Annotated in this window: 18 protein-coding genes and 1 pseudogene; 18 read left to right on the top strand and 1 reads right to left on the bottom strand. The window is 43.3% G+C overall.

The features are described from left to right. The first annotated feature begins 16 nt into the window (after positions 1 to 16). Positions 17 to 1,111, top strand: a complete 1,095-nt coding sequence (gene holA, locus FTV88_RS08305; RefSeq protein WP_153725207.1) for a DNA polymerase III subunit delta — start codon at positions 17 to 19, stop codon at positions 1,109 to 1,111. 39 nt (positions 1,112 to 1,150) lie between these two features. Here holA and rpsT read toward each other — a convergent pair whose 3' ends face one another. Beyond that, positions 1,151 to 1,420, bottom strand: coding sequence for a 30S ribosomal protein S20 (gene rpsT, locus FTV88_RS08300; RefSeq protein WP_153725206.1), 270 nt, complete (start codon positions 1,418 to 1,420; stop codon positions 1,151 to 1,153). A gap of 171 nt (positions 1,421 to 1,591) precedes the next feature. Here rpsT and FTV88_RS08295 point away from each other — a divergent pair, with 171 nt between their 5' ends. From FTV88_RS08295 to yqfC, 17 genes and pseudogenes are all read left to right on the top strand, one after another. Next, positions 1,592 to 1,948, top strand: coding sequence for a phage holin family protein (locus FTV88_RS08295; RefSeq protein ID WP_153725205.1), 357 nt, complete (start codon positions 1,592 to 1,594; stop codon positions 1,946 to 1,948). 80 nt (positions 1,949 to 2,028) lie between these two features. Then, entirely contained in the window at positions 2,029 to 3,174 is a 1,146-nt protein-coding gene (spoIIP, locus tag FTV88_RS08290; RefSeq protein ID WP_162007957.1) for a stage II sporulation protein P, read from the top strand. 115 nt (positions 3,175 to 3,289) lie between these two features. After that, positions 3,290 to 4,930: a murein biosynthesis integral membrane protein MurJ gene (gene murJ, locus FTV88_RS08285; protein WP_243137059.1), complete on the top strand. Its 1,641-nt coding sequence runs from the start codon at positions 3,290 to 3,292 to the stop codon at positions 4,928 to 4,930. An 84-nt stretch (positions 4,931 to 5,014) separates the two neighbouring features. Next, positions 5,015 to 6,819: pseudogene (gene lepA / locus FTV88_RS08280) on the top strand (translation elongation factor 4). A gap of 12 nt (positions 6,820 to 6,831) precedes the next feature. Beyond that, positions 6,832 to 7,986 (top strand): radical SAM family heme chaperone HemW, encoded by a 1,155-nt coding sequence (hemW, locus tag FTV88_RS08275; protein WP_153725203.1) that lies wholly within the window; start codon positions 6,832 to 6,834, stop codon positions 7,984 to 7,986. 96 nt (positions 7,987 to 8,082) lie between these two features. After that, positions 8,083 to 9,114, top strand: a complete 1,032-nt coding sequence (gene hrcA, locus FTV88_RS08270) for a heat-inducible transcriptional repressor HrcA (protein WP_153725202.1) — start codon at positions 8,083 to 8,085, stop codon at positions 9,112 to 9,114. A gap of 83 nt (positions 9,115 to 9,197) precedes the next feature. Beyond that, positions 9,198 to 10,760, top strand: a complete 1,563-nt coding sequence (locus FTV88_RS08265; protein ID WP_153725201.1) for a TCP-1/cpn60 chaperonin family protein — start codon at positions 9,198 to 9,200, stop codon at positions 10,758 to 10,760. Beyond that, positions 10,757 to 11,383 carry a nucleotide exchange factor GrpE gene (gene grpE, locus FTV88_RS08260; protein ID WP_162007956.1) on the top strand — a complete coding sequence of 209 codons (627 nt, stop codon included), beginning with the start codon at positions 10,757 to 10,759 and terminating at the stop codon, positions 11,381 to 11,383. The genes FTV88_RS08265 and grpE overlap by 4 nt, the downstream gene beginning before the upstream one ends. Positions 11,384 to 11,424: 41 nt before the next feature. Continuing rightward, positions 11,425 to 13,263 carry a molecular chaperone DnaK gene (dnaK, locus tag FTV88_RS08255; RefSeq protein WP_153725199.1) on the top strand — a complete coding sequence of 613 codons (1,839 nt, stop codon included), beginning with the start codon at positions 11,425 to 11,427 and terminating at the stop codon, positions 13,261 to 13,263. A 69-nt stretch (positions 13,264 to 13,332) separates the two neighbouring features. Further along, the gene (gene dnaJ / locus FTV88_RS08250) at positions 13,333 to 14,454 is read left to right on the top strand and encodes a molecular chaperone DnaJ (RefSeq protein WP_153725198.1); all 1,122 of its coding nucleotides are present in this window, start codon (positions 13,333 to 13,335) and stop codon (positions 14,452 to 14,454) included. 31 nt (positions 14,455 to 14,485) lie between these two features. After that, positions 14,486 to 15,427: a 50S ribosomal protein L11 methyltransferase gene (prmA, locus tag FTV88_RS08245; protein WP_243137058.1), complete on the top strand. Its 942-nt coding sequence runs from the start codon at positions 14,486 to 14,488 to the stop codon at positions 15,425 to 15,427. A 1-nt stretch (position 15,428) separates the two neighbouring features. Further along, a complete protein-coding gene (locus FTV88_RS08240; RefSeq protein WP_162007955.1) occupies positions 15,429 to 16,172 on the top strand; it encodes a 16S rRNA (uracil(1498)-N(3))-methyltransferase in 744 nt (247 codons plus the stop codon). Then, positions 16,169 to 17,488 carry a tRNA (N(6)-L-threonylcarbamoyladenosine(37)-C(2))-methylthiotransferase MtaB gene (gene mtaB, locus FTV88_RS08235; RefSeq protein ID WP_153725196.1) on the top strand — a complete coding sequence of 440 codons (1,320 nt, stop codon included), beginning with the start codon at positions 16,169 to 16,171 and terminating at the stop codon, positions 17,486 to 17,488. Before FTV88_RS08240 ends, mtaB begins: the two co-directional genes overlap by 4 nt. A gap of 21 nt (positions 17,489 to 17,509) precedes the next feature. Beyond that, positions 17,510 to 17,854 carry a histidine triad nucleotide-binding protein gene (locus tag FTV88_RS08230; RefSeq protein ID WP_153725195.1) on the top strand — a complete coding sequence of 115 codons (345 nt, stop codon included), beginning with the start codon at positions 17,510 to 17,512 and terminating at the stop codon, positions 17,852 to 17,854. Between the two features lie 178 nt (positions 17,855 to 18,032). Then, positions 18,033 to 18,209: a 30S ribosomal protein S21 gene (gene rpsU, locus FTV88_RS08225; RefSeq protein ID WP_153725194.1), complete on the top strand. Its 177-nt coding sequence runs from the start codon at positions 18,033 to 18,035 to the stop codon at positions 18,207 to 18,209. Between the two features lie 41 nt (positions 18,210 to 18,250). After that, positions 18,251 to 18,700: a GatB/YqeY domain-containing protein gene (locus tag FTV88_RS08220; RefSeq protein ID WP_153725193.1), complete on the top strand. Its 450-nt coding sequence runs from the start codon at positions 18,251 to 18,253 to the stop codon at positions 18,698 to 18,700. Between the two features lie 137 nt (positions 18,701 to 18,837). After that, a complete protein-coding gene (gene yqfC / locus FTV88_RS08215; protein ID WP_153725192.1) occupies positions 18,838 to 19,122 on the top strand; it encodes a sporulation protein YqfC in 285 nt (94 codons plus the stop codon). Positions 19,123 to 19,136 lie beyond the last annotated feature (14 nt).

Below are 19,136 nucleotides of genomic sequence, written 5' to 3'. Positions count from 1 at the left end.
GGGGAAGGCGGGTATTATGGATTATTCAGCCATGCAAGCCACGATTAGACGCCGTCTTTTTGCACCTGTCTATTTGATTACAGGCAATGAACCACATATGATGCAAGAACTGGTAGAGGAATTAAGTAACACCTTTACAGAAATGTCAGGTGGTGACTTCGGGATTGAACGACTCGATGGAGAAAGCTCTGCTGAAAGAATCGTAGAAATTGCCCAGATGCCACCATTTTTTGCCGAGAAAAAATTGATTCTCATAAGAGACTCTCAATACGTACGAGCGCCCAAAAAAAATCTTGAAGAAAAAGAAGAGGATAAAAGTACTGCTACAAAGACAGAAAAAAGCCGGAAAGGATCCGTCTCTTCTGAAGATGCACTGTTAGCCTATCTAGATGATCCTTCACCAACGAGTACTTTGATATTTTATTCGCCTTTTGGAATTGACAAACGAAAAAAGCTCTACAAAGTACTGGAGAAGCGTGGCTATGTTGTCGACGTAAAAAAACCGACTCTAGCCGGTGTACAAGCCTGGACTCTAGAAAGAGCCAAAAAGATGGGACTGCCCTTTGATCCAGATGCTTTGAATTTGTTGCTAGAACGGACTGATGGAGAGATTGGCCGAGTCGCTTTGGAATTAGAGAAGTTATACACCTTTCTTGGGCAACCTTCCTCGCGGCGACGCGTTACCTTTGAACGAGTTCGTCGCCTTGTACCGGCAACTGCAGAAGATAATGTCTTTGCGATGGCCGATAGCATTAGTGCCAAACAATTTGATAAGACGCTGCTGATTCTTCGCGATCTGATCCGACAAGGCCAAGCACCTGTTAAACTATTGTTCTTACTCGTTCGTCATGTGCGTCAACTGCTCTGGCTTAAAGACATGAAAGCCAAAAATTTGAAAGCTAGCGATTGTGCGAAAGAGCTGAAAGTGCCTGTGACAGTCATTGGCAAACTAGAACGGCAGGCTCGACAGTTCAGCATGGAAGAATTGCGGCGCTTTTATAGTAGCTTGTGTCAGGCTGATGTGAAGATTAAAACAGGAGCGGGAGAAGCACAGCAAACCTTAGAAGGAACCATTCTTTCTTTGGCCAAAGAAAAAAAGCTCTTCTCATGATCAATGAGAAGAGCTTTTTACTTTGGACAAAAATAAAGCTTACTGGGAAGCAGCTTTATTAAGCTTTTGAGTCAGGCGAGACTTCTTGCGGGCTGCCTGGTTCTTATGAACCAATCCTTTTGCAGCAGCTTTATCAAGAGCTCGAACAGCCTTCGCAAGAGCTACACGAGCATTATCAACGTTGGCGGAGGCGATGGCTTCTTCAAAGCGCTTTATAGTTGTACGTAAAGCAGAACGAACAGAAGCATTTTTTAAGTTCCGCTCACGGCTGATTTTTACTCGCTTGATAGCAGATTTAATATTTGGCACAATCCTCACCTCCTTGCCACATTACACAAAAGCCATTTTATCATGAAACTGTGGACTGCGCAAGGAAGAGTTTACCGAAAATGTTTTATTAAATTGAAAAGGTATGTTTGTTTAGGGCTATGACCATACTAGTTGTCGAAGTGAAACCACAAGGAGGGAATCGTAAATAGTATGATGGGCCTGTTTTTGCGTTTTTTAATCTCTGCTGTGGTCCTTTTGGTAGCTAGTTGGATTATTCCTGGCTTTTTTGTGAATGGTTTTGTAGGCGCAATTGTGGCCGCTTTGGTTATCGCCTTGCTAGGTTACGCTGTAGAAGCTATTTTTGGTGAAAGAATTAGCGGGGGACAACGAGGTCTTGTTGGCTTTATTGCAGCAGCGGCTGTAATTTGGATAAGCCAACTTCTTGTGCCAGGATCGATTCAAGTTAGTTTTCTTGGTGCCTTAATTGCGGCTCTCGTGATTGGCGTAGCCGATGCTTTTTTGCCTACACCTCTAAATACGAGAGCTCTCAAAGAAGGAAAAAAGTAATAGAAGCGCTATGATGAAATTGTCATAGGGATAGCCCCCTGGTCATAACCATAGTAATGGTAGGAAGGGGGGCTGTTCTTTTGTTTTTTAAAAGGACAAACCATTGGGGCAGAAGAAGCTCGGGTCTGCTAGGGCTGGCTTTTTTACTTCTGATGGTCATCCTTGTAATCTGGGGAAGCATGGGAAGAGTATCGAGCCCTCTCTGGGTTTGGATAGCACCTATGGACCTTTTGAAAACGGCCATGCCTGTTCTTGCTTTTGAAAGAGAGGAACAATCTGACGAAGTGACAATGACTTTTGGGAGCGCACCGTGGTTACAAAGCCTAAAAAAAGAACCTTTTCAGCTCTGGATGGAAAGCCAGCTTCCTTTTCTTAGTGAAAAGTCAAAACCGATAGAAGGAAAGGCCTTGCAAATTGACTCGCAATATTATGTGAACCTACAAGACGATGTTGTCGCTGTATCTGCCATGAATCATAGCACAGAACAAGAGCCGCTTTTGCGCGTAGAAGGCGATGACTTTCCGGAACTGCATATTTTGCGTGAAGATCCTCGTGGTGATAGTACCCCTTCTTTCTATGATGCAACCTTAGAAGATAAGCCTACGCAAGGACCGGTACTTATCTACCACACTCACAATGGAGAAACTTACGGTGCTACGGATGGAAAATTTCACGTCGATGGACATAATGGTGGTGTCTACCTAGCCGGGAAAAGAGTTGCAGAGACACTGGAGAATTCCTACAACATGGAAGTGATTCATCGCGATACCATTCATGACTATCCATCCTATGCCCTTGCTTATACAGAATCTCAAAAGACGGTCATTGATCTTCTGACGCAATATCCCAATCCATTGGCTCTTTTGGACATCCATCGAGATGCCGTTCCTCGTCGTGAAACAGTTATGATCGATGGAAAACCAGTCGCAAAAATTCTTTTTGTCGTCGGTACCAATGCTCGAGCACCACACCCCAGATGGCAAGACAATCTTCGCTTTGCCGAAGCCATATCAAGAAAACTCGATCAGCTTTATCCTGGACTTAGCAAAGGAGTCATGACCAAGCAGGGGCGATATCATCAGCAAATGCATCCAAGAGCCTTATTGGTGGAAATTGGAGGGCATTTGAATTCAACTCCGGAAGCTTTGGCTGCTGCTGAACTGCTAAGCCATGCTCTAGTGGAAGTCTTAAAAGAGAGAAACTTATTAGAAATGGCAGGAGAATGAAGCTTTCATCGACAATCGGTGAGAGCTTTTTTATCTTTTTTCGCAAAATTATCTTGTCTTTATGGACAAAGGCAATACAATATTGTAGGGAACAATCGATGAAAGGGGCTTATGCGTGAGCGATCGGCCGGAGGATCAGAATCAATCTCCCGAAATAATAGAGAAAGATGAAAAAAAGACGCCATCCATTGGAGGGCAGCAGGTAGCAACGGCGGCCGCTTCAATCATGATAGCCATGTTAATTTCACGAGTTCTTGGCTTTGTTCGAGAAGCTGCCATAGGAGCCAAATTTGGTCAGAATGAAGTGACCGATGCTTATATCGCGGCTTTTACGCTGCCTGATTTTTTATATTTTTTACTGGTAGGCGGTGCCTTATCAACGGCTTTCATTCCCGTTTTCTCCTCCTATATTGCCACCAAAAATGATAAAGAGGCCTGGCATGTAGCTTCCTCTTTTATCAATGCTATGATTTTGCTAATCTCTGTCGGTGTTGTTCTAGGTATTATTTTTACACCCTACTTGATTCCTTTGGTTGCTTATGACTTCAAAGGGGAGACTTTAGAACAAGCTATCTTTTTAACCCGAATCATGTTTCCTTCGGTGCTTTTTACAAGCTTAGCTGGTCTGGCTATGGGAGTTCTCAATTCTCATCGTCACTTTCTGATGCCAGCTTTAGGTTCTGTCGTCTACAATGTTGTTATTATTCTCTGTGGCCTCCTATTAGCGGACGCCTATGGGATTGCCGCTTTCTCCATCGGTGTCGTTTTAGGTGCTTTGGCCAACTTTTTGGTACAAGTACCCATGTTGCGTAAAGTCGGATTCCGCTATTCTTTTACGCTAGATCTATCTCATCCTGGCGTTAGGCGGATAGGACAATTGATGATTCCGGCAATAATTGGCCTTTCCGTTGTTCAATTTCAGGAAATTATTACCCAGAACTTAGCATCCGCTTTAGAGGCTGGCTCGATTACAGCGCTTCGTTTTGCCAATCGTTTGATGCAATTGCCTCTCGGTGTTTTTGCCATTGCCATATCGGTCGCTATATTCCCAACTTTGACCCATTGTGCAGCGCGGAAAGAGTGGACTGATTTTCGTCAGAATCTATCATTAGGATTACGCAGTGTTATCTTTATTACTTTACCAGCTGCTGTTGGCATGGCTGTGTTACGCGTTCCGGTGGTACAAGTTCTTTTTGAGCATGGTAAGTTCGATCATCTTGCCACCTTAACAACAGCCTCTGTTTTGCTCTTTTTCTTAATCGGCCTTTTTGCACAGGGAGCCAATCAGCTTTTGCCTCGTGTTTTTTATGCCTTGCAACGTCCTCAGATCCCTGTGCGTATTAGTGCTGTTGTACTTGTTGTAAATACGATCTTAAGTCTTCTGCTAATTCCTTACATGGGAGCACAAGGTTTAGCGCTAGCTTTTTCCATCAGTGCCTTTGTTGCTTTTTCTCTATTCTTACTTCTTACTCGCAAAGCTTTAGGAAGCATTGATGGAAAAGCGTTGCTTCTTTCTATTGCAAAAAGTGCTTTTGCTTCTGCTGTGATGGCTCTTGTCTTAAAGGGATTGCTTCTCTATCTACCCTACTGGATCGACACGTCAACAAAGACCGGTCAGATCGGATTTTTGGCAGTGGCTGTAACAATCGGCGCTTTGGTCTATGGTCTGCTGGCTCTGGCTATGAAGATGGAAGAAGCACGACTGCTCTGGACAACCTTTATGGGACGCTTTGGCAGACTCTTTTCTCGTTCTTGATCCTTCCTTTGTTGTTTATGGGGGGATGGGTCGGTTATAATAGTTTGGATATCTTTCTGAATAGGCAAGGGAGGAAGCGAAAAAATGAATCAAAAGCTCGATAAAATTCGGAATTTCTGTATTATTGCTCATATTGATCACGGGAAGTCAACCCTTGCCGACCGCATATTGGAATATACGGGTGCCCTATCGGCAAGGGAAATGGAAGCCCAAGTTCTTGACTCTATGGATTTAGAGCGGGAGCGAGGCATTACTATTAAGCTACAAGCAGTTCGCTTACAATATAAAGCGAAAGATGGAGAAACATATACCCTTAACCTGATCGATACACCGGGCCATGTTGATTTTACCTATGAAGTATCTAGATCTCTAGCGGCTTGTGAAGGCGCTCTGCTAGTGGTAGATGCAGCCCAGGGAATTGAGGCGCAAACGTTAGCCAATGTTTATCTAGCCTTGGAAAACGATCTAGAGCTTATCCCTGTTATCAATAAGATCGATCTTCCCAGTGCGGAACCAGACCGAGTAAAAGCAGAGATTGAAGAAGTAATCGGCCTTGATGCTTCTGATGCTGTTCTCGCTTCCGCCAAATCAGGGATCGGCATTGAAGAAGTGCTTGAAGCTGTTGTAGCAAAAATTCCAGCACCCCAAGGGGATATGAAGAACCACTGCAATGTATGATCTTCGACTCTTTCTATGATGCTTACAAAGGCGCTATTTCTTATGTAAGAGTGGTACATGGAAGGGTTCGCAAAGGTACGACCATTCAAATGATGTCTACAGGAAAGAAGTTTGAAGTGACAGAAGTGGGTGTCTTCACCCCAGCGCCTCGTCAAGTAGAGGAGTTATCAGCCGGTTCTGTTGGCTTTATTGTGGCTTCGATCAAAAATGTAAAAGATACACAAGTTGGCGATACAATTACAGACGCGAAAAAGGCAGCAAAAGAGCCATTGCCTGGCTATCGTAAAGTGACACCGATGGTTTATTGTGGTCTTTATCCTGTAGAAGGTGCTCAGTATGAAGATTTACGAGATGCTTTAGACAAGCTGCGATTAAATGATGCGGCTTTGGTTTATGAACCCGAGACTTCTGTTGCCTTAGGATTTGGCTTCCGCTGTGGCTTTTTGGGTTTGCTTCACATGGAAATAATTCAGGAACGCTTAGAAAGAGAGTTCGATCTGGAACTGATTACAACGGCGCCCAACGTTATCTATCGAGTCATGCAAACAGATGGAGAAGTGGTTCTCGTTGATAATCCTACCAAACTGCCAACGGTACAAAAAATTGAATATATCGAAGAACCCTATGTAAAAGCTTCTATTATGGTTCCTTCTGACTTTGTTGGTGCCATCATGGAACTATGTCAAGAGAAGCGAGGCACATTTGTTAACATGGATTACGTGTCTAGCAAACGGGTTATGCTGACTTATGAATTGCCATTGGCTGAAATTATTTATGACTTTTTTGATCAACTAAAGTCTAGAACAAAAGGCTATGCTTCTTTAGACTACGAGATGATTGGAAATAAACAGTCCAATCTAGTCAAGCTTGATATTTTACTTAACAATGAGTTGGTTGACGCTTTTTCCGTCATTGTTCACCGTGATCGAGCCTATGGGCGCGGTCGTGGTCTTGCTGAGAAACTGCGGGAGCTAATTCCTCGGCAGATGTTTGAAGTGCCTGTGCAAGCTGTGATTGGGAATAAAGTTATCGCTCGTGAGACAATCAAAGCGATTCGCAAAAATGTTTTAGCGAAGTGTTATGGCGGTGACATCAGTCGTAAACGAAAGCTCCTTGAAAAGCAAAAAGAAGGTAAAAAGCGGATGAAACAAGTGGGTAGTGTTGAAATTCCTCAAGAAGCCTTTATGGCAGTGTTGCGTGTAGACGATTAAAGGTCTGACGATATGAAACCAAATTGGGGTATCTATATTCATCTTCCTTTCTGCCAGAGCAAATGTTATTACTGTGATTTTTACTCTCATCGTTCTACAGAAGCAGAGCGAGCAAGATATGAAAGAGCAATTTTGCTTCATGTAGAAAGGGTCTTTGGTCAATCCTATGGGAGGAAGAGTCCCTCACCGAGTACACTTTTTCTAGGTGGGGGGACCCCTTCTCTTATGGATCCTTCTTTTTTAGATAGACTTATGAAATTGCTTCGAAGTTACTTTCAATTGCCGCTGGACTTTGAAGTGACAGTAGAAGCAAATCCCGGCACCTTGACAGAAGAAAGCCTCTATGGATGGGTGAAAGCAGGTTGTAATCGTTTGTCACTCGGCTTACAAGCTTTTCAACCAAGATTGCTTCGATATTTAGGGAGACCTCATAGTTCAGAAGAGATTGTTAAGGCTGTTGAAAGCGCTAGGGAAAAAGGCTTGGACAACTTTTCTTTTGACTTGATTTACGGTATACCAGGGCAAAACCCAGAGGACTGGCTTTCTACGTTAGAAAAGGTTTTAGAGTTGCATCCAAAGCACCTTTCTTTGTATAACTTAAAAATAGAAGAAGGTACGATGTTCTCCCGATGGCAAGAGAAAGGGCTTTTAGAAGTGGTTTCAGAAGAAATAGAAGTTCTTATGTACGAAAAGGCTGTAACCATACTAGAGAAGAAGGGCTTTCGACAGTATGAGCTTTCTAACTTTGCCTTGCCAGGTTACGAGTGCCGCCATAACATGAACTATTGGCAGCGAGGTGACTATCTAGGCTTTGGAAGCGGCGCTGTGTCCATGGAAGGCTTGCGTCGCTGGACTTGGCTTCAAGATAGCAAGCGCTATGTTGAAGCGATAGAAAAAGGCCAACCCATTCCCATGGAAGAAGAAATTGTAACAGCTTTAGAAGGGGCAGAAGAAGCACTCTTTCTAGGTTTGCGACGTCGAGAAGGTGTTGATCTTACTTTGTTAGAGCATGATTTTAATCTGTCTACAGAAGTTGTACAGCAATGGAAGAAAATTTCTTCTCAGCTTCATCAGCAAGGGTGGATAGCTTATGAGCAAGAGAAAATTGCATTATTGCCTAAAAGCTATCTGCTTTCCAATGAGATCATGAAACGCTATCTTGTCTAAAGTGGTATTGACAATACTTTTTCTCAATGGTATTTTTTATCTAAAGAACGTTAGCACTCGTTGTTGAAGAGTGCTAACAACGGGAGGTTGTCGGAGATGCAGATGGATCAAAGAAAGCAAAAAGTGTTGTCTGCGATCATCCGTGACTATGTGTCCACAGCTGAACCTGTTGGCTCCCGAACAATAGCTCGTAAGTATAATCTAGGTGTAAGTCCTGCGACCATTCGTAATGAAATGTCCGACTTAGAAGAGCTTGGCTTTATTGAACAGCCTTATACGTCTGCAGGTCGGATTCCATCAGATGGTGGCTATCGATACTTTGTCGATTGCCTGATGGAGCGCGAGCAACTTCATGAGTCCCAGTTGTACGTTGTTCGAGAGACTTTACACGATCACTTAGAAGTGAATATGGTCATGCAGCAAGCTACTGATTTGTTATCGCAATTGACGAATTATACAGCTGTTGTACTGAGCCCCGAAATAGGTAAGACTACTTTTCAACAATTGCAATTGATTCCATTACAACCGAACAAAGCGGTGGCTGTTGTTATTACGTCAGCTGGAATTATAGAAAGTAAGATTCTCGACATACCAGAATTTTTGTCTACCGCAGATTTGCAAAAAGTAGCTCGTTTTCTCAATAAAAGTTTGATGGGGTTATCTCTTGACAAAGTCCGTATGGCTCTTTTTAGAGAATTGGCAGAAATTCTAAAAAAAGAAGAGCAGGTGTTAAGTCAAGCTCTTGAAGTGATTGATGAAGCACTGAAAGCGGAAGGACAAGAAAGAGTATACCTTGGAGGAACGCTGAACATCTTTAAACAGCCAGAGTTTAAAGACGTGGAAAAAATTCAAACTCTTTTGGGCATACTACAAGAGCATCATACGGTTCGACATATTTTGAATGAGACTTCCAAAAAAGGTCTCAATGTAAAAATTGGTCTAGAGAATGTGCACCAGGGCTTTCGTAATTGCAGTATGATTACAGCGACCTATCAAGTAGATGGTGAGACACTGGGGGTCATCGGACTCATTGGTCCGACTCGTATGGAGTACTCCAAAGCAATGGCTGCCGTAGAGACTCTAACGGATCAACTGTCTCATGTATTGAGAAAATATTTTCGGCGCTGATTGTTTCGAGAAGTAGGGGCTTTGAATAAAAAGTCCCTATTTGCCTGCCAATCAATTTTTGTCGATCTTGGAGGAGTTTATCTTTGAGTGCCAAGCAAGCCAACCAATCAGAAGTAGATGAGCGCCTTGCCGCTTTGATTACCAATTCGAATGCCATTCGAGCAATTACTTCCGCCGTGGAAGGGACACTAGGCCCTAAAGGCCTCGATACGATGCTTGTTGATAAGTTTGGTGACGTTATCATTACCAATGATGGTGTTACAATTCTACAGTTGATGGAAGTCAACCATCCTGCTGCTCGCATGTTAATTAAAACAGCCAAAGCGCAACAAGATGAGATTGGCGATGGCACCACCACGGCCACCGTATTAGCAGGAAGCTTGGTTGCAGAAGGTGTCAATCAAGTAAGCAAAGGCGTACCTGTGTCAAGAGTCATTGAAGGTCTCAAGGGCGGCGTCAAAAATGCCATTGACTTGTTCTATCAAAGTGCTCGTCCTGTGGAGACGTTGCAAGATCCCATGCTAGAAAAGGTTGCCCTTGTAGCAGGACGAGAGCATCTTGATATTGCTCATCTTGTGATTGAAGCAGCTAGATTGGTGGGAGAAGAAAAGTTAAAAGAACATAACTTCAAACTTTCTGATACCATAAAAGCGCAAGAAAATGCTGATAATCAGGTATTCTCCGGTGTTATTGTTAACAAAATGCCGATGAATGAAGATATGCCAAAGCGTCTTGATGATGCTTCTATCCTCATTATCGACGATGCTTTAGAACCGGAGCAATTAAGTGAAGAAGCCTTAAGTACCGAAGCAGGCTTTGCCTGGTATCGCCAAATGCAACAAGAGTTTGTTGAAAATATCCGTAAGATTATCGAACTAGATGTAAAAGTTGTACTTGTCGATCGTGGTGTAGAAGATATTGCTGAAGAAATGCTCGGTGATGCAGGCATTCTTGTTGTTCAAAGAGTATCAAGCAAAGAATTGAAAAAAGTAGCTGAGCACAGCGGAGCCAGAGCTATAAAACGAACAGGCTTGAAAAAAGATCTACCTGAATTAAAACGTTACGTAGGCTTCTGTGGAAAAGCAATTGTTGATGAAAAATTAGAACAATTGCATATTTTAGACGGAAAAAGCAAGCCCGTTGCAACTGTACTTGTGGGAGCAGCTACAGAGGAAGTAGTCGGAGAGAGAGAAAGAATCGCTAAAGATGCAGCCTCTGCTGTGCAAGCCGCTGTAAAAGCAGGTCTTATCCCAGGTGGTGGCGCTGTAGAGCTTACTGTAGCAAGAAAAGTAGAAGAGCTGCGACGTGAGATGAAAGGGATGTCGGCCTATGGACTCGATTGCGTCGTCGCAGCTTTAAAACGACCTTTTTCACAGATTGTAACCAATGCTGGCTTTAACCCACTCGAAAAGCTAGGCGACGTCATTGCTGCACAGATGGAAAAGAATAGCGACAGTCTTTCTATTAACTGCGACAATGGTGAAGTAGCCGATATGTGGGAGATGGGCGTTGTTGACCCTGTATTGGTCAAAGTTCATGCCTTAAAAGCAGCAGGTGAAGTGGCCGAGGCGATCTTACGCATTGATACGATCATCAAAAAGCGAGAAGATCGCCATGAGAGAGAAACAGGGGAGGGCAATTGGTGATTCCAGAAGAGAAAAAAGAAACAACAGAAGCTTCTCAAGAGCATGAACAACTTGAGGTAACTACAGATGAAGGGCAAGAAGTTTCAGATGGTGCTACAGGAAGTTCTGAAGAAAAAGCAGAAGATGCGAGCAAACGATTAGCAGCCTTTCTAGAAGAAGTAGCCGAAACCAAAGCCAAGCTAGAAGAAGCTGAAAAAGAGCTGCAAGAGTGGGAACACAGATACAATCGTTTACAAGCAGACTTTGACAACTACAAACGCAGAACAGTACGAGAAAAAGAAGAACTGGCGACTTATGCAACAGAAGGTCTCGTAAAAGCGCTATTGCCTGTACTAGATAATTTTCAACGAGCTTTACAAGCCATCAATGGGGACAGTGCCAGCAATGTTTTATCAGGCATAGAGATGATTTATCGCCAACTGCTGGATCAATTGGTCAAAGAAGGCGTAGAGCCGATGGTAGCCATTGGCCAGCCTTTCGATCCGAACTATCATGAAGCTGCCATGTATGCCCCTTCTACAGAAGAATACCAGGATGGCACAGTGATGGATGAATTTCAGAAGGGCTACTTACTTAAAGGAAAAGTGATTCGCCCTGCTATGGTCAAAGTAGCACAAGGATAATTTGATAATTCAGCTTAAAAATTACGGAGGTTTCAAGAATCATGAGTAAGATAATAGGTATTGACTTAGGTACAACCAACTCTTGTGTATCTGTAATGGAAGGTGGCGAGCCAGTTGTTATCGCCAACAAAGAAGGTGCTCGTACTACACCATCTGTCGTAGGGTTTGCCAAAAATGGTGAACGTCTCGTTGGTCAAGTGGCAAAGCGTCAAGCCATTACCAATCCTGATGGCACTATCGCATCGATCAAAAGACATATGGGTACAGATTACAAAGTTACAGTTGGAGAAAAAGGCTATACACCACAAGAAATCTCCGCTATGATTCTGCAAAAGTTAAAAGCCGATGCAGAAGCCTATCTCGGTGAGAAGGTACAAAAAGCTGTTATTACCGTACCTGCTTATTTTACTGATTCTCAGCGTCAAGCTACCAAAGATGCAGGCGCTATCGCTGGTTTAGAAGTGATGCGAATTATTAACGAGCCAACAGCAGCGGCTCTCGCTTATGGTATTGACAAAGAAGAAGATCAAACCATCCTTGTCTATGATCTCGGTGGCGGTACCTTTGACGTCTCAATCTTAGAGCTTGGCGAAGGAGTTTTTGAAGTTAAGTCTACCTCCGGGAATAACAAACTTGGTGGAGACGACTTCGATGACCGTATTATTGACTGGATGATTAGTGAGTTCCAAAAAGAAAAAGGCATTGACCTACGGAAAGATAAAATGGCTATACAGCGCCTCAAAGAAGCAGCTGAAAATGCCAAAAAAGAACTTTCTACTGTTCTATCAGCGACTATTAATCTGCCCTTTATCACAGCAACAGCCAATGGTGCAGAACATTTAGACATGACTTTATCGAGAGCAAAATTTAACGAGTTGACAGCCGATTTAGTCGAAAAAACGATGATCTCAACTCGCCAGGCGCTTGCTGATGCCAAATTAGAGCCCAGCAAAATTGATAAAATTATTCTCGTAGGCGGTTCTACTAGAATTCCAGCTGTTCAAGAAGCCATTCGCAAACACTTTGGCAAAGACGCTTTCCAAGGTATCAATCCTGATGAAGTTGTTGCTATGGGTGCGGCCATTCAAGGTGGAGTTATTGGCGGTGAAGTCAAAGGTATTATCTTAGCGGATGTTGCACCTTTGTCCTTAGGAATTGAGACACTCGGTGGCGTTTGTACAATTTTGATTGAACGTAACAGCCGTATTCCTACTTCTAAGAGCGAAATCTTCACAACAGCTGCTGATAACCAGACTTCTGTAGAAGTCCATGTTCTCCAAGGAGAGCGCAAAATTGCAGCACAGAACAAAACCTTAGGTCGCTTCCATCTAACAGGCATTCCACCAGCACCAAGAGGCATTCCTCAAGTTGAAGTGAAATTTGACATCGACGTTAATGGTATAGTCAACGTAAGCGCCAAAGACCTCGCTTCAGGCAATGAACAAAAGATTACCATTACAGCTTCTACTGGCCTCAGTAAAGACGAAATTGATCAAATGGTAAAAGATGCTGAACTTCATGCTGAAGAAGACCGTAAATTACAAGAAAACGTAGAAATACGCAACCGAGCAGACTCACTTGTTTACCAGACAGAAAAAACAATCAATGAAATGGGTGAAAAAGCAGAGGCTGCAGAAGTAGAAAAAGTGAATCAAGCTAAAGAAGAGCTTAAACAGGCTTTAGCCGGTGAAGACTTTGAAGATATCAAGAATAAAACAGAAGCCTTAACTGTCGTTCTCTACGAAATGACAACAAAAATGTATCAACAAGCAGGACCTGCAGAAAATCAACAAGAAACAGCGGGAGAGGCGGAACCAAAAGATCCCAATGTAGTTGATGCAGAGTATACTGTTGTTGACGAAGATAAAAAGAAATCGTAAAGATAACAGACCTGGGGAGGCACAACAAGGGCCTCCCCTGTCGATGCTTTGACTGGAGGGAGGGGCAAGATGAGCAAGCGTGACTACTATGAAGTCCTTGGTATATCGAAGGATGCATCAGAATCGGATATCAAAAAAGCTTATCGAAAATTACTAAAACAATATCACCCTGATGTACATCCGAATAAAGAAGAAGCAGAAGTGAAGATTAAAGAAATCAACGAAGCCTACGAAGTTCTTTCTGATCCAGACAAGAGAGCTCGATACGATCAATTTGGTCACATGGGGCCAGGCGGTGGCTTTGAGTACGGTGGCATGGGCTCCGATATGAGCGGTTTTGGAGATATCTTTGATATGTTCTTTGGAGGCGGATTTGGAGGGAACCAGCGTCGAGGTCCTCAAAGAGGCGCTGATTTGCGGTTCAATCTGCGAATTAGCTTTGAAGAAGCCGCCTTCGGTCTAGAAAAAGAAGTTGAAATCGCTCGTATGGAATCTTGTGAGATTTGTGATGGCAGTGGCGCTGAGCCAGGAACAACAGCAACAACCTGCCCCACCTGTAAAGGCACAGGTCGTGTCGCTACCGTCAAAAAGACCTTTTTAGGTCAAGTTCAAACTGTCAGTACTTGCTCCACTTGTCGTGGCGAAGGTAAAGTAATCAGTAAGCCCTGTAAACACTGCTCTGGCCAGGGCAAAGTTCGAAAATATAGACGAATCAAAGTAAATGTCCCAGGTGGTGTGGATACGGGCAATCGAATTCGAGTTCAGAACGAAGGAGAAGCAGGTACCCAGGGCGGGCCACCTGGAGATCTTTACGTTTTTATTGAAGTTGAACCCCATCCCTTTTTTGAGCGTGAGCAAGACGATGTAATTTGTCAGGTTCCAATTACCATCGTACAGGCAGCTCTCGGTGATGAAGTAGAAGTGCCCACCTTAGACGGAAAAGTTATCGTTAAAGTTCCTGAAGGCACACAAAATGGCGCTATCATTCGTATCCGTAACAAAGGTATTAAGCGTTTGCGAGGCACCGGACGAGGCGATCAAAAAATACAAATCAAAGTCTCGATCCCGACGAATCTTTCAGAGAAACAAAAAGAATTGTTGCGGAACTTTGGGCGTACTTTGAACAGAGATAATATGAATACAGATAAGGAAAAGTCTTTCTTTGAAAAAGTAAAAGACGCCTTTATGTGAGCCAGTATTTTGTCAACAACGGGGGAAGGGTGTGGCCTTATTGAAGTGGCGTGAACTATCCATCACTACTTGTCAGGCTAATATGGACGCATTGGCTGAGATTTTTGAAACAGTCGGAGCTGTTGGCATGGTTGTCGAAGATCCCCAACTGATTGCAGATTATATTGCCAATAACAGTTGGGATCATCATGATGTTGAAATACCTGATGTTCCTCCTGGCATGGTTCGACTAAAAGCCTATCTACCCGTCGATTCTCGGATTGATGACCGACTTGCACTTCTTCAAGAAGAGCTTATTGCTCGTGAGAACACAGAAGGATGGGCAGGCCATAGAATTACTTTCAATGACTTACTAGAAGAAGACTGGGCCAATGCTTGGAAAGCTTTTTTCAAGCCAGAGAAAGTCGGCCAGAGGATAGTAATTTGCCCTTCCTGGGAAAACTACAAAGCTTTTCCTGATGATCTCGTCATATCTATTGATCCCGGTATGGCTTTTGGTACTGGCAATCATCCCACCACAGTGATGTGTATACGAGCCCTAGAAGATTACCTCTATGAAGGTGACACTGTTATCGATGTAGGGACCGGTTCAGGTGTACTGGCTATTGCAGCCGCCCTCTTAGGCGCATCCTCTGTAAAGGCTTTTGACAATGATCCCATTGCAATCAATGTAGCCAGAGAAAACATAGAGCTAAACAACATGGAATACATCGCAACAGTACAAGAAAATGATCTACTGCAGGGGATTGAAGAAAAACCAGACCTATTGGTGGCGAATATAGTAGCTGATGTAATCATTCGAATGCTTCCCCAGGCTGCACAGGTACTGCAAAGCGGGAAAGTATTTATTGCATCAGGGATTATCCAACATCGACTTGACGAAGTTGTAGAAAATATAACAACCCATGGTTTTACTGTAGAAGAATTAATCAGTCATGGAGAATGGGCTGCCATTGTCTCGCGGAGAGAGTAAAATGCATCGATTTTTATTTAACTCTAAGCACTTGCCTGCTGAAACCATCTGGCTTGATGAAGAAGAAAGTCGTCACCTGACGAAAGTTTTACGACTCAACGAAGGTGATGAAATTATTGCTTTTGATGGTCAAGGACAGGAGTTTCATGCCATTGTTGTAGAAATATCTTCGAAGCGAGTCGCTATAGGGCAACTAAACCCAACAGGCTTCACAAGAGAAGCACCCTTGGCCATTCATTTAGTACAAGGCATTGCCAAAGGCGAAAAGATGGACTGGGTTGTACAAAAAGCGACGGAACTCGGCGTACATCGAATCACCCCTCTATTCACAGAGCGAACTATAGTTCAACTTGATGAGAAAAGAAGTCGAGAGCGACAAGAACGATGGCAGAAAATTGCTCGTGAAGCAGCCAAGCAAAGTTGGCGTACCCTTGTACCGCAGGTAGATGTACCGCAAAAGCTACAACAATGGTATGAAAATATAAATCCAACAGAGCCATTGTTAATTCCTTGGGAAGAAGAAAAAAGCAAAGGCATGAAAAAAACACTTCAATCATGGACGGAAGTGCCCCGAAAAGTCACCCTTCTTATTGGACCAGAAGGTGGTTTAACAGAAGCAGAAGTGGCACCTGCTTTTCAAAAAGGTGCCATTTCACTGCGACTCGGCCCAAGAATTCTCCGTACAGAAACAGCAGGCCTTGCTGCGATTGCTGCGTTGATGTATGAACTGGGGGATTGGGGATGAGAAGTTCTACTGTTGCTTTTTACACTCTCGGTTGTAAAGTTAACCAAGGTGAAACAGACGCTTTAGCAGGCCTTTTTAAAGCTCGACAGTATCAGACCGTTTCTTTTGAAGAACGGTCTGATGTCTATGTCATCAATACTTGTACAGTTACCCAACTTAGCGATCGTAAATCAAGACAAATGATTCGACGAGCCCAGCGTAGAAATCCAGAAGCTGTCGTTGTCGTTACAGGTTGTTATGCCCAAGTCTCGCCAGAAGAAGTTCAAGCCATAGAAGGCGTAGACATTATTATCGGCACCGATCAACGCCAAAAAATCGTGGAGCTAGTAGAAGATTACAAAAAGGTTGGAGAACAGATCCATGCCGTAGAAGATATTCGTTCTGTTACACTTTTTGAAGAATTCCCTGCCCATGCCGATATTTCTAAAGCTCGTGCTTCTATAAAAATTCAAGATGGCTGTAACCTCTTCTGTACCTACTGTATTATTCCTTATGCGCGCGGTCCCGTGCGAAGCCGTCCTCCCGAAAGTGTTATAAAAGAAGCAAAGCGACTCATTCAAGAAGGCTTTCGAGAACTTGTTATTACAGGCATTCACCTCGGTGCCTACGGTACCGATCTAAATGTTGATCTAGGTGATCTTGTTAAAAAGCTTTGTCGCTTAGAAGGGCTACATCGATTGCGTATTGGCTCGATTGAACCGCAAGAATTTACGCCCTCTTTGCTAGAAGCCCTAACAGAACCAACAATTTGTCCTCATTTTCATATACCTTTACAATCAGGATCTGATAAAATCCTAAAAAGTATGGGAAGACGTTATAATAGGCAGGATTTTATTGATATATGCACGAAGATAATGTCAATGCTACCAGATGGGGCCATTACTACTGATATCATTGTTGGTTTTCCAGGCGAGTCAGAAGCAGATTTTTTGCAGACAGAAGAACTATGTCGCACATTACAGTTAGCAGGGGTTCATGTGTTTCCTTTTTCTCCTCGTCGAGGCACCAAAGCAGCAACTTTTCCTGGACAGATCGATAGAAAGAAGAAAGAAGAACGAGTTCAACGTATACAGGAAATATCTCGTCATCTTTCCTATCGATATAGCCAGAAATTTCTAGGACAACGAAAAGAAGTTCTACTAGAAGAGAAAGTGGACAGACATTGGACCGGTCACACTGATAATTATTTAAAGGTATTCGTTCCTGTAGGAGAAGATTTTCTCGAAGACCATACTTTACGAGGCTCTCTTCAAATAATAGAGCTTAAGACGGTCAGAGAAGATGGTTCTTTAGAAGGGGTTCTCTCAGTCTTATAGCCTGCAAGGGAGGTGAGAGTCGTGGAAGACTGCATATTCTGTAAAATTGTTAATCGAGAGATAGGAACACCTCTGCTTTATGAAGATGAAGAGGTTGTTGCTTTCCGAGATATTAATCCAGTGGCGCCTGATCATATATTGATCATCCCTCGAAAGCATATCCGCTCTGTTGCTGATAGTACGGAAGAAGAAGAGCTAATTATGGGTAAGCTTTTTGGCGCTGCCAGAAAAATTGCGAAAGCACAAGGTTTTCAAGAAAATGGATTCAGACTGGTTGTTAATACAGGCGCAGATGGTGGACAAACTGTCTTTCATCTGCACATGCACCTTCTGGCTGGACGTGCCCTTGGATGGCCACCGGGCTAATTCTGGACTGGTTAATTCAGGAGTTTTTCACTTCCTGAAAGGTTTCAGTTGACGCTCTTGCTCACTGGAAGTATAATTTAGTATGTGCGCAATTTCGAAGAAGCTCACAGACCGTTCACCGCACCATGTGTAGCCTGGACCTACCATCATAGATACCAGTGGGGGGAGGGAAAGCGGAATGAGCGAAATTAGAGTCGGAAAGAATGAGACCTTAGACAGCGCTTTACGTAGATTTAAGCGTTCTTGCCAAAAGTCAGGCGTTCTCTCCGAATATCGTAAACGTGAACATTATCTTAAGCCGAGTATTAAGCGTAAGAAAAAGTCAGAGGCAGCCCGGAAACGGAAGTCTACCTAATTTTATTGAATAGATTTTGAATAAGAAAGGTAGTTTTTTCCATGTCCCTAAAGCAACAGTTAACGGAGGACATGAAAGCCGCTATGAAGGAAAAGGAAGCCGGCAGGTTCAGGCTTTCTGTCATCCGCATGGCTCGGTCTGCCATACAAAAGTTAGAGATCGACAAAAGACGTGATTTGACAGAAGACGAAGTTATAGAAGTATTAGCCAAGGAAGTCAAACAACGTCGAGACTCTAGCGTTGAGTATGAAAAAGCAGGCCGTTCTGAAGAGGTAGCCAAATTGAATGAGGAGATCGCTCTCCTTACCGCCTATCTTCCCCAACAGCTTTCAGAAGATGATATCCGCTCTCTGGTTCAAGAGGCTGTAACGGTGACGGGTGCTCAAAGTCCAAGAGACATGGGTAAAGTAATGAGCGCTTTAATGCCCAAAGTCAAAGGACGAGCCGATGGTAAAATTGTGAACCAGATTGTTAAGGAGATGCTCAACTGATCTGAGCTGTCTTACTGCTTGATAAAACCCCGAAGGTAAAAACCTTCGGGGTTTTTAACATTTCTGGCAAGGGAATCTTTTCTTTTCCTTGAGCATACCAATGGGACAAGGGGAAAGTGGTAAAGGAGGCAGAAGCCTTGGCCTGGGAGCGTGGAAAAGAGCGATTACAAAAAGCCCTATCAGGGTTTCTAGAAATGCCCAAAGATGTACTAATGGACTATCCTAAGCTAACCATGATAGGCAATGTGCAACTAGTACTAGAAAATCATCGAGGTATTATTGAGTACTCAGAAGAAAAAATGAGAATTATGGTCACCGGTGGTCAAATTGAAATCGTGGGCGAGAAACTTATCTTAAAAACGATCTTACCAGAAGAGTTGGTCGTTGAAGGACACATAAAACAAGTTCGATTTGATATATAGCAAAGGAGGTGTGT

It is taken from the genome of Heliorestis convoluta (genome assembly GCF_009649955.1).
Lineage (GTDB): Bacteria > Bacillota > Desulfitobacteriia > Heliobacteriales > Heliobacteriaceae > Heliorestis > Heliorestis convoluta.
This window is presented reverse-complemented; position numbering and strand designations above follow the sequence as displayed.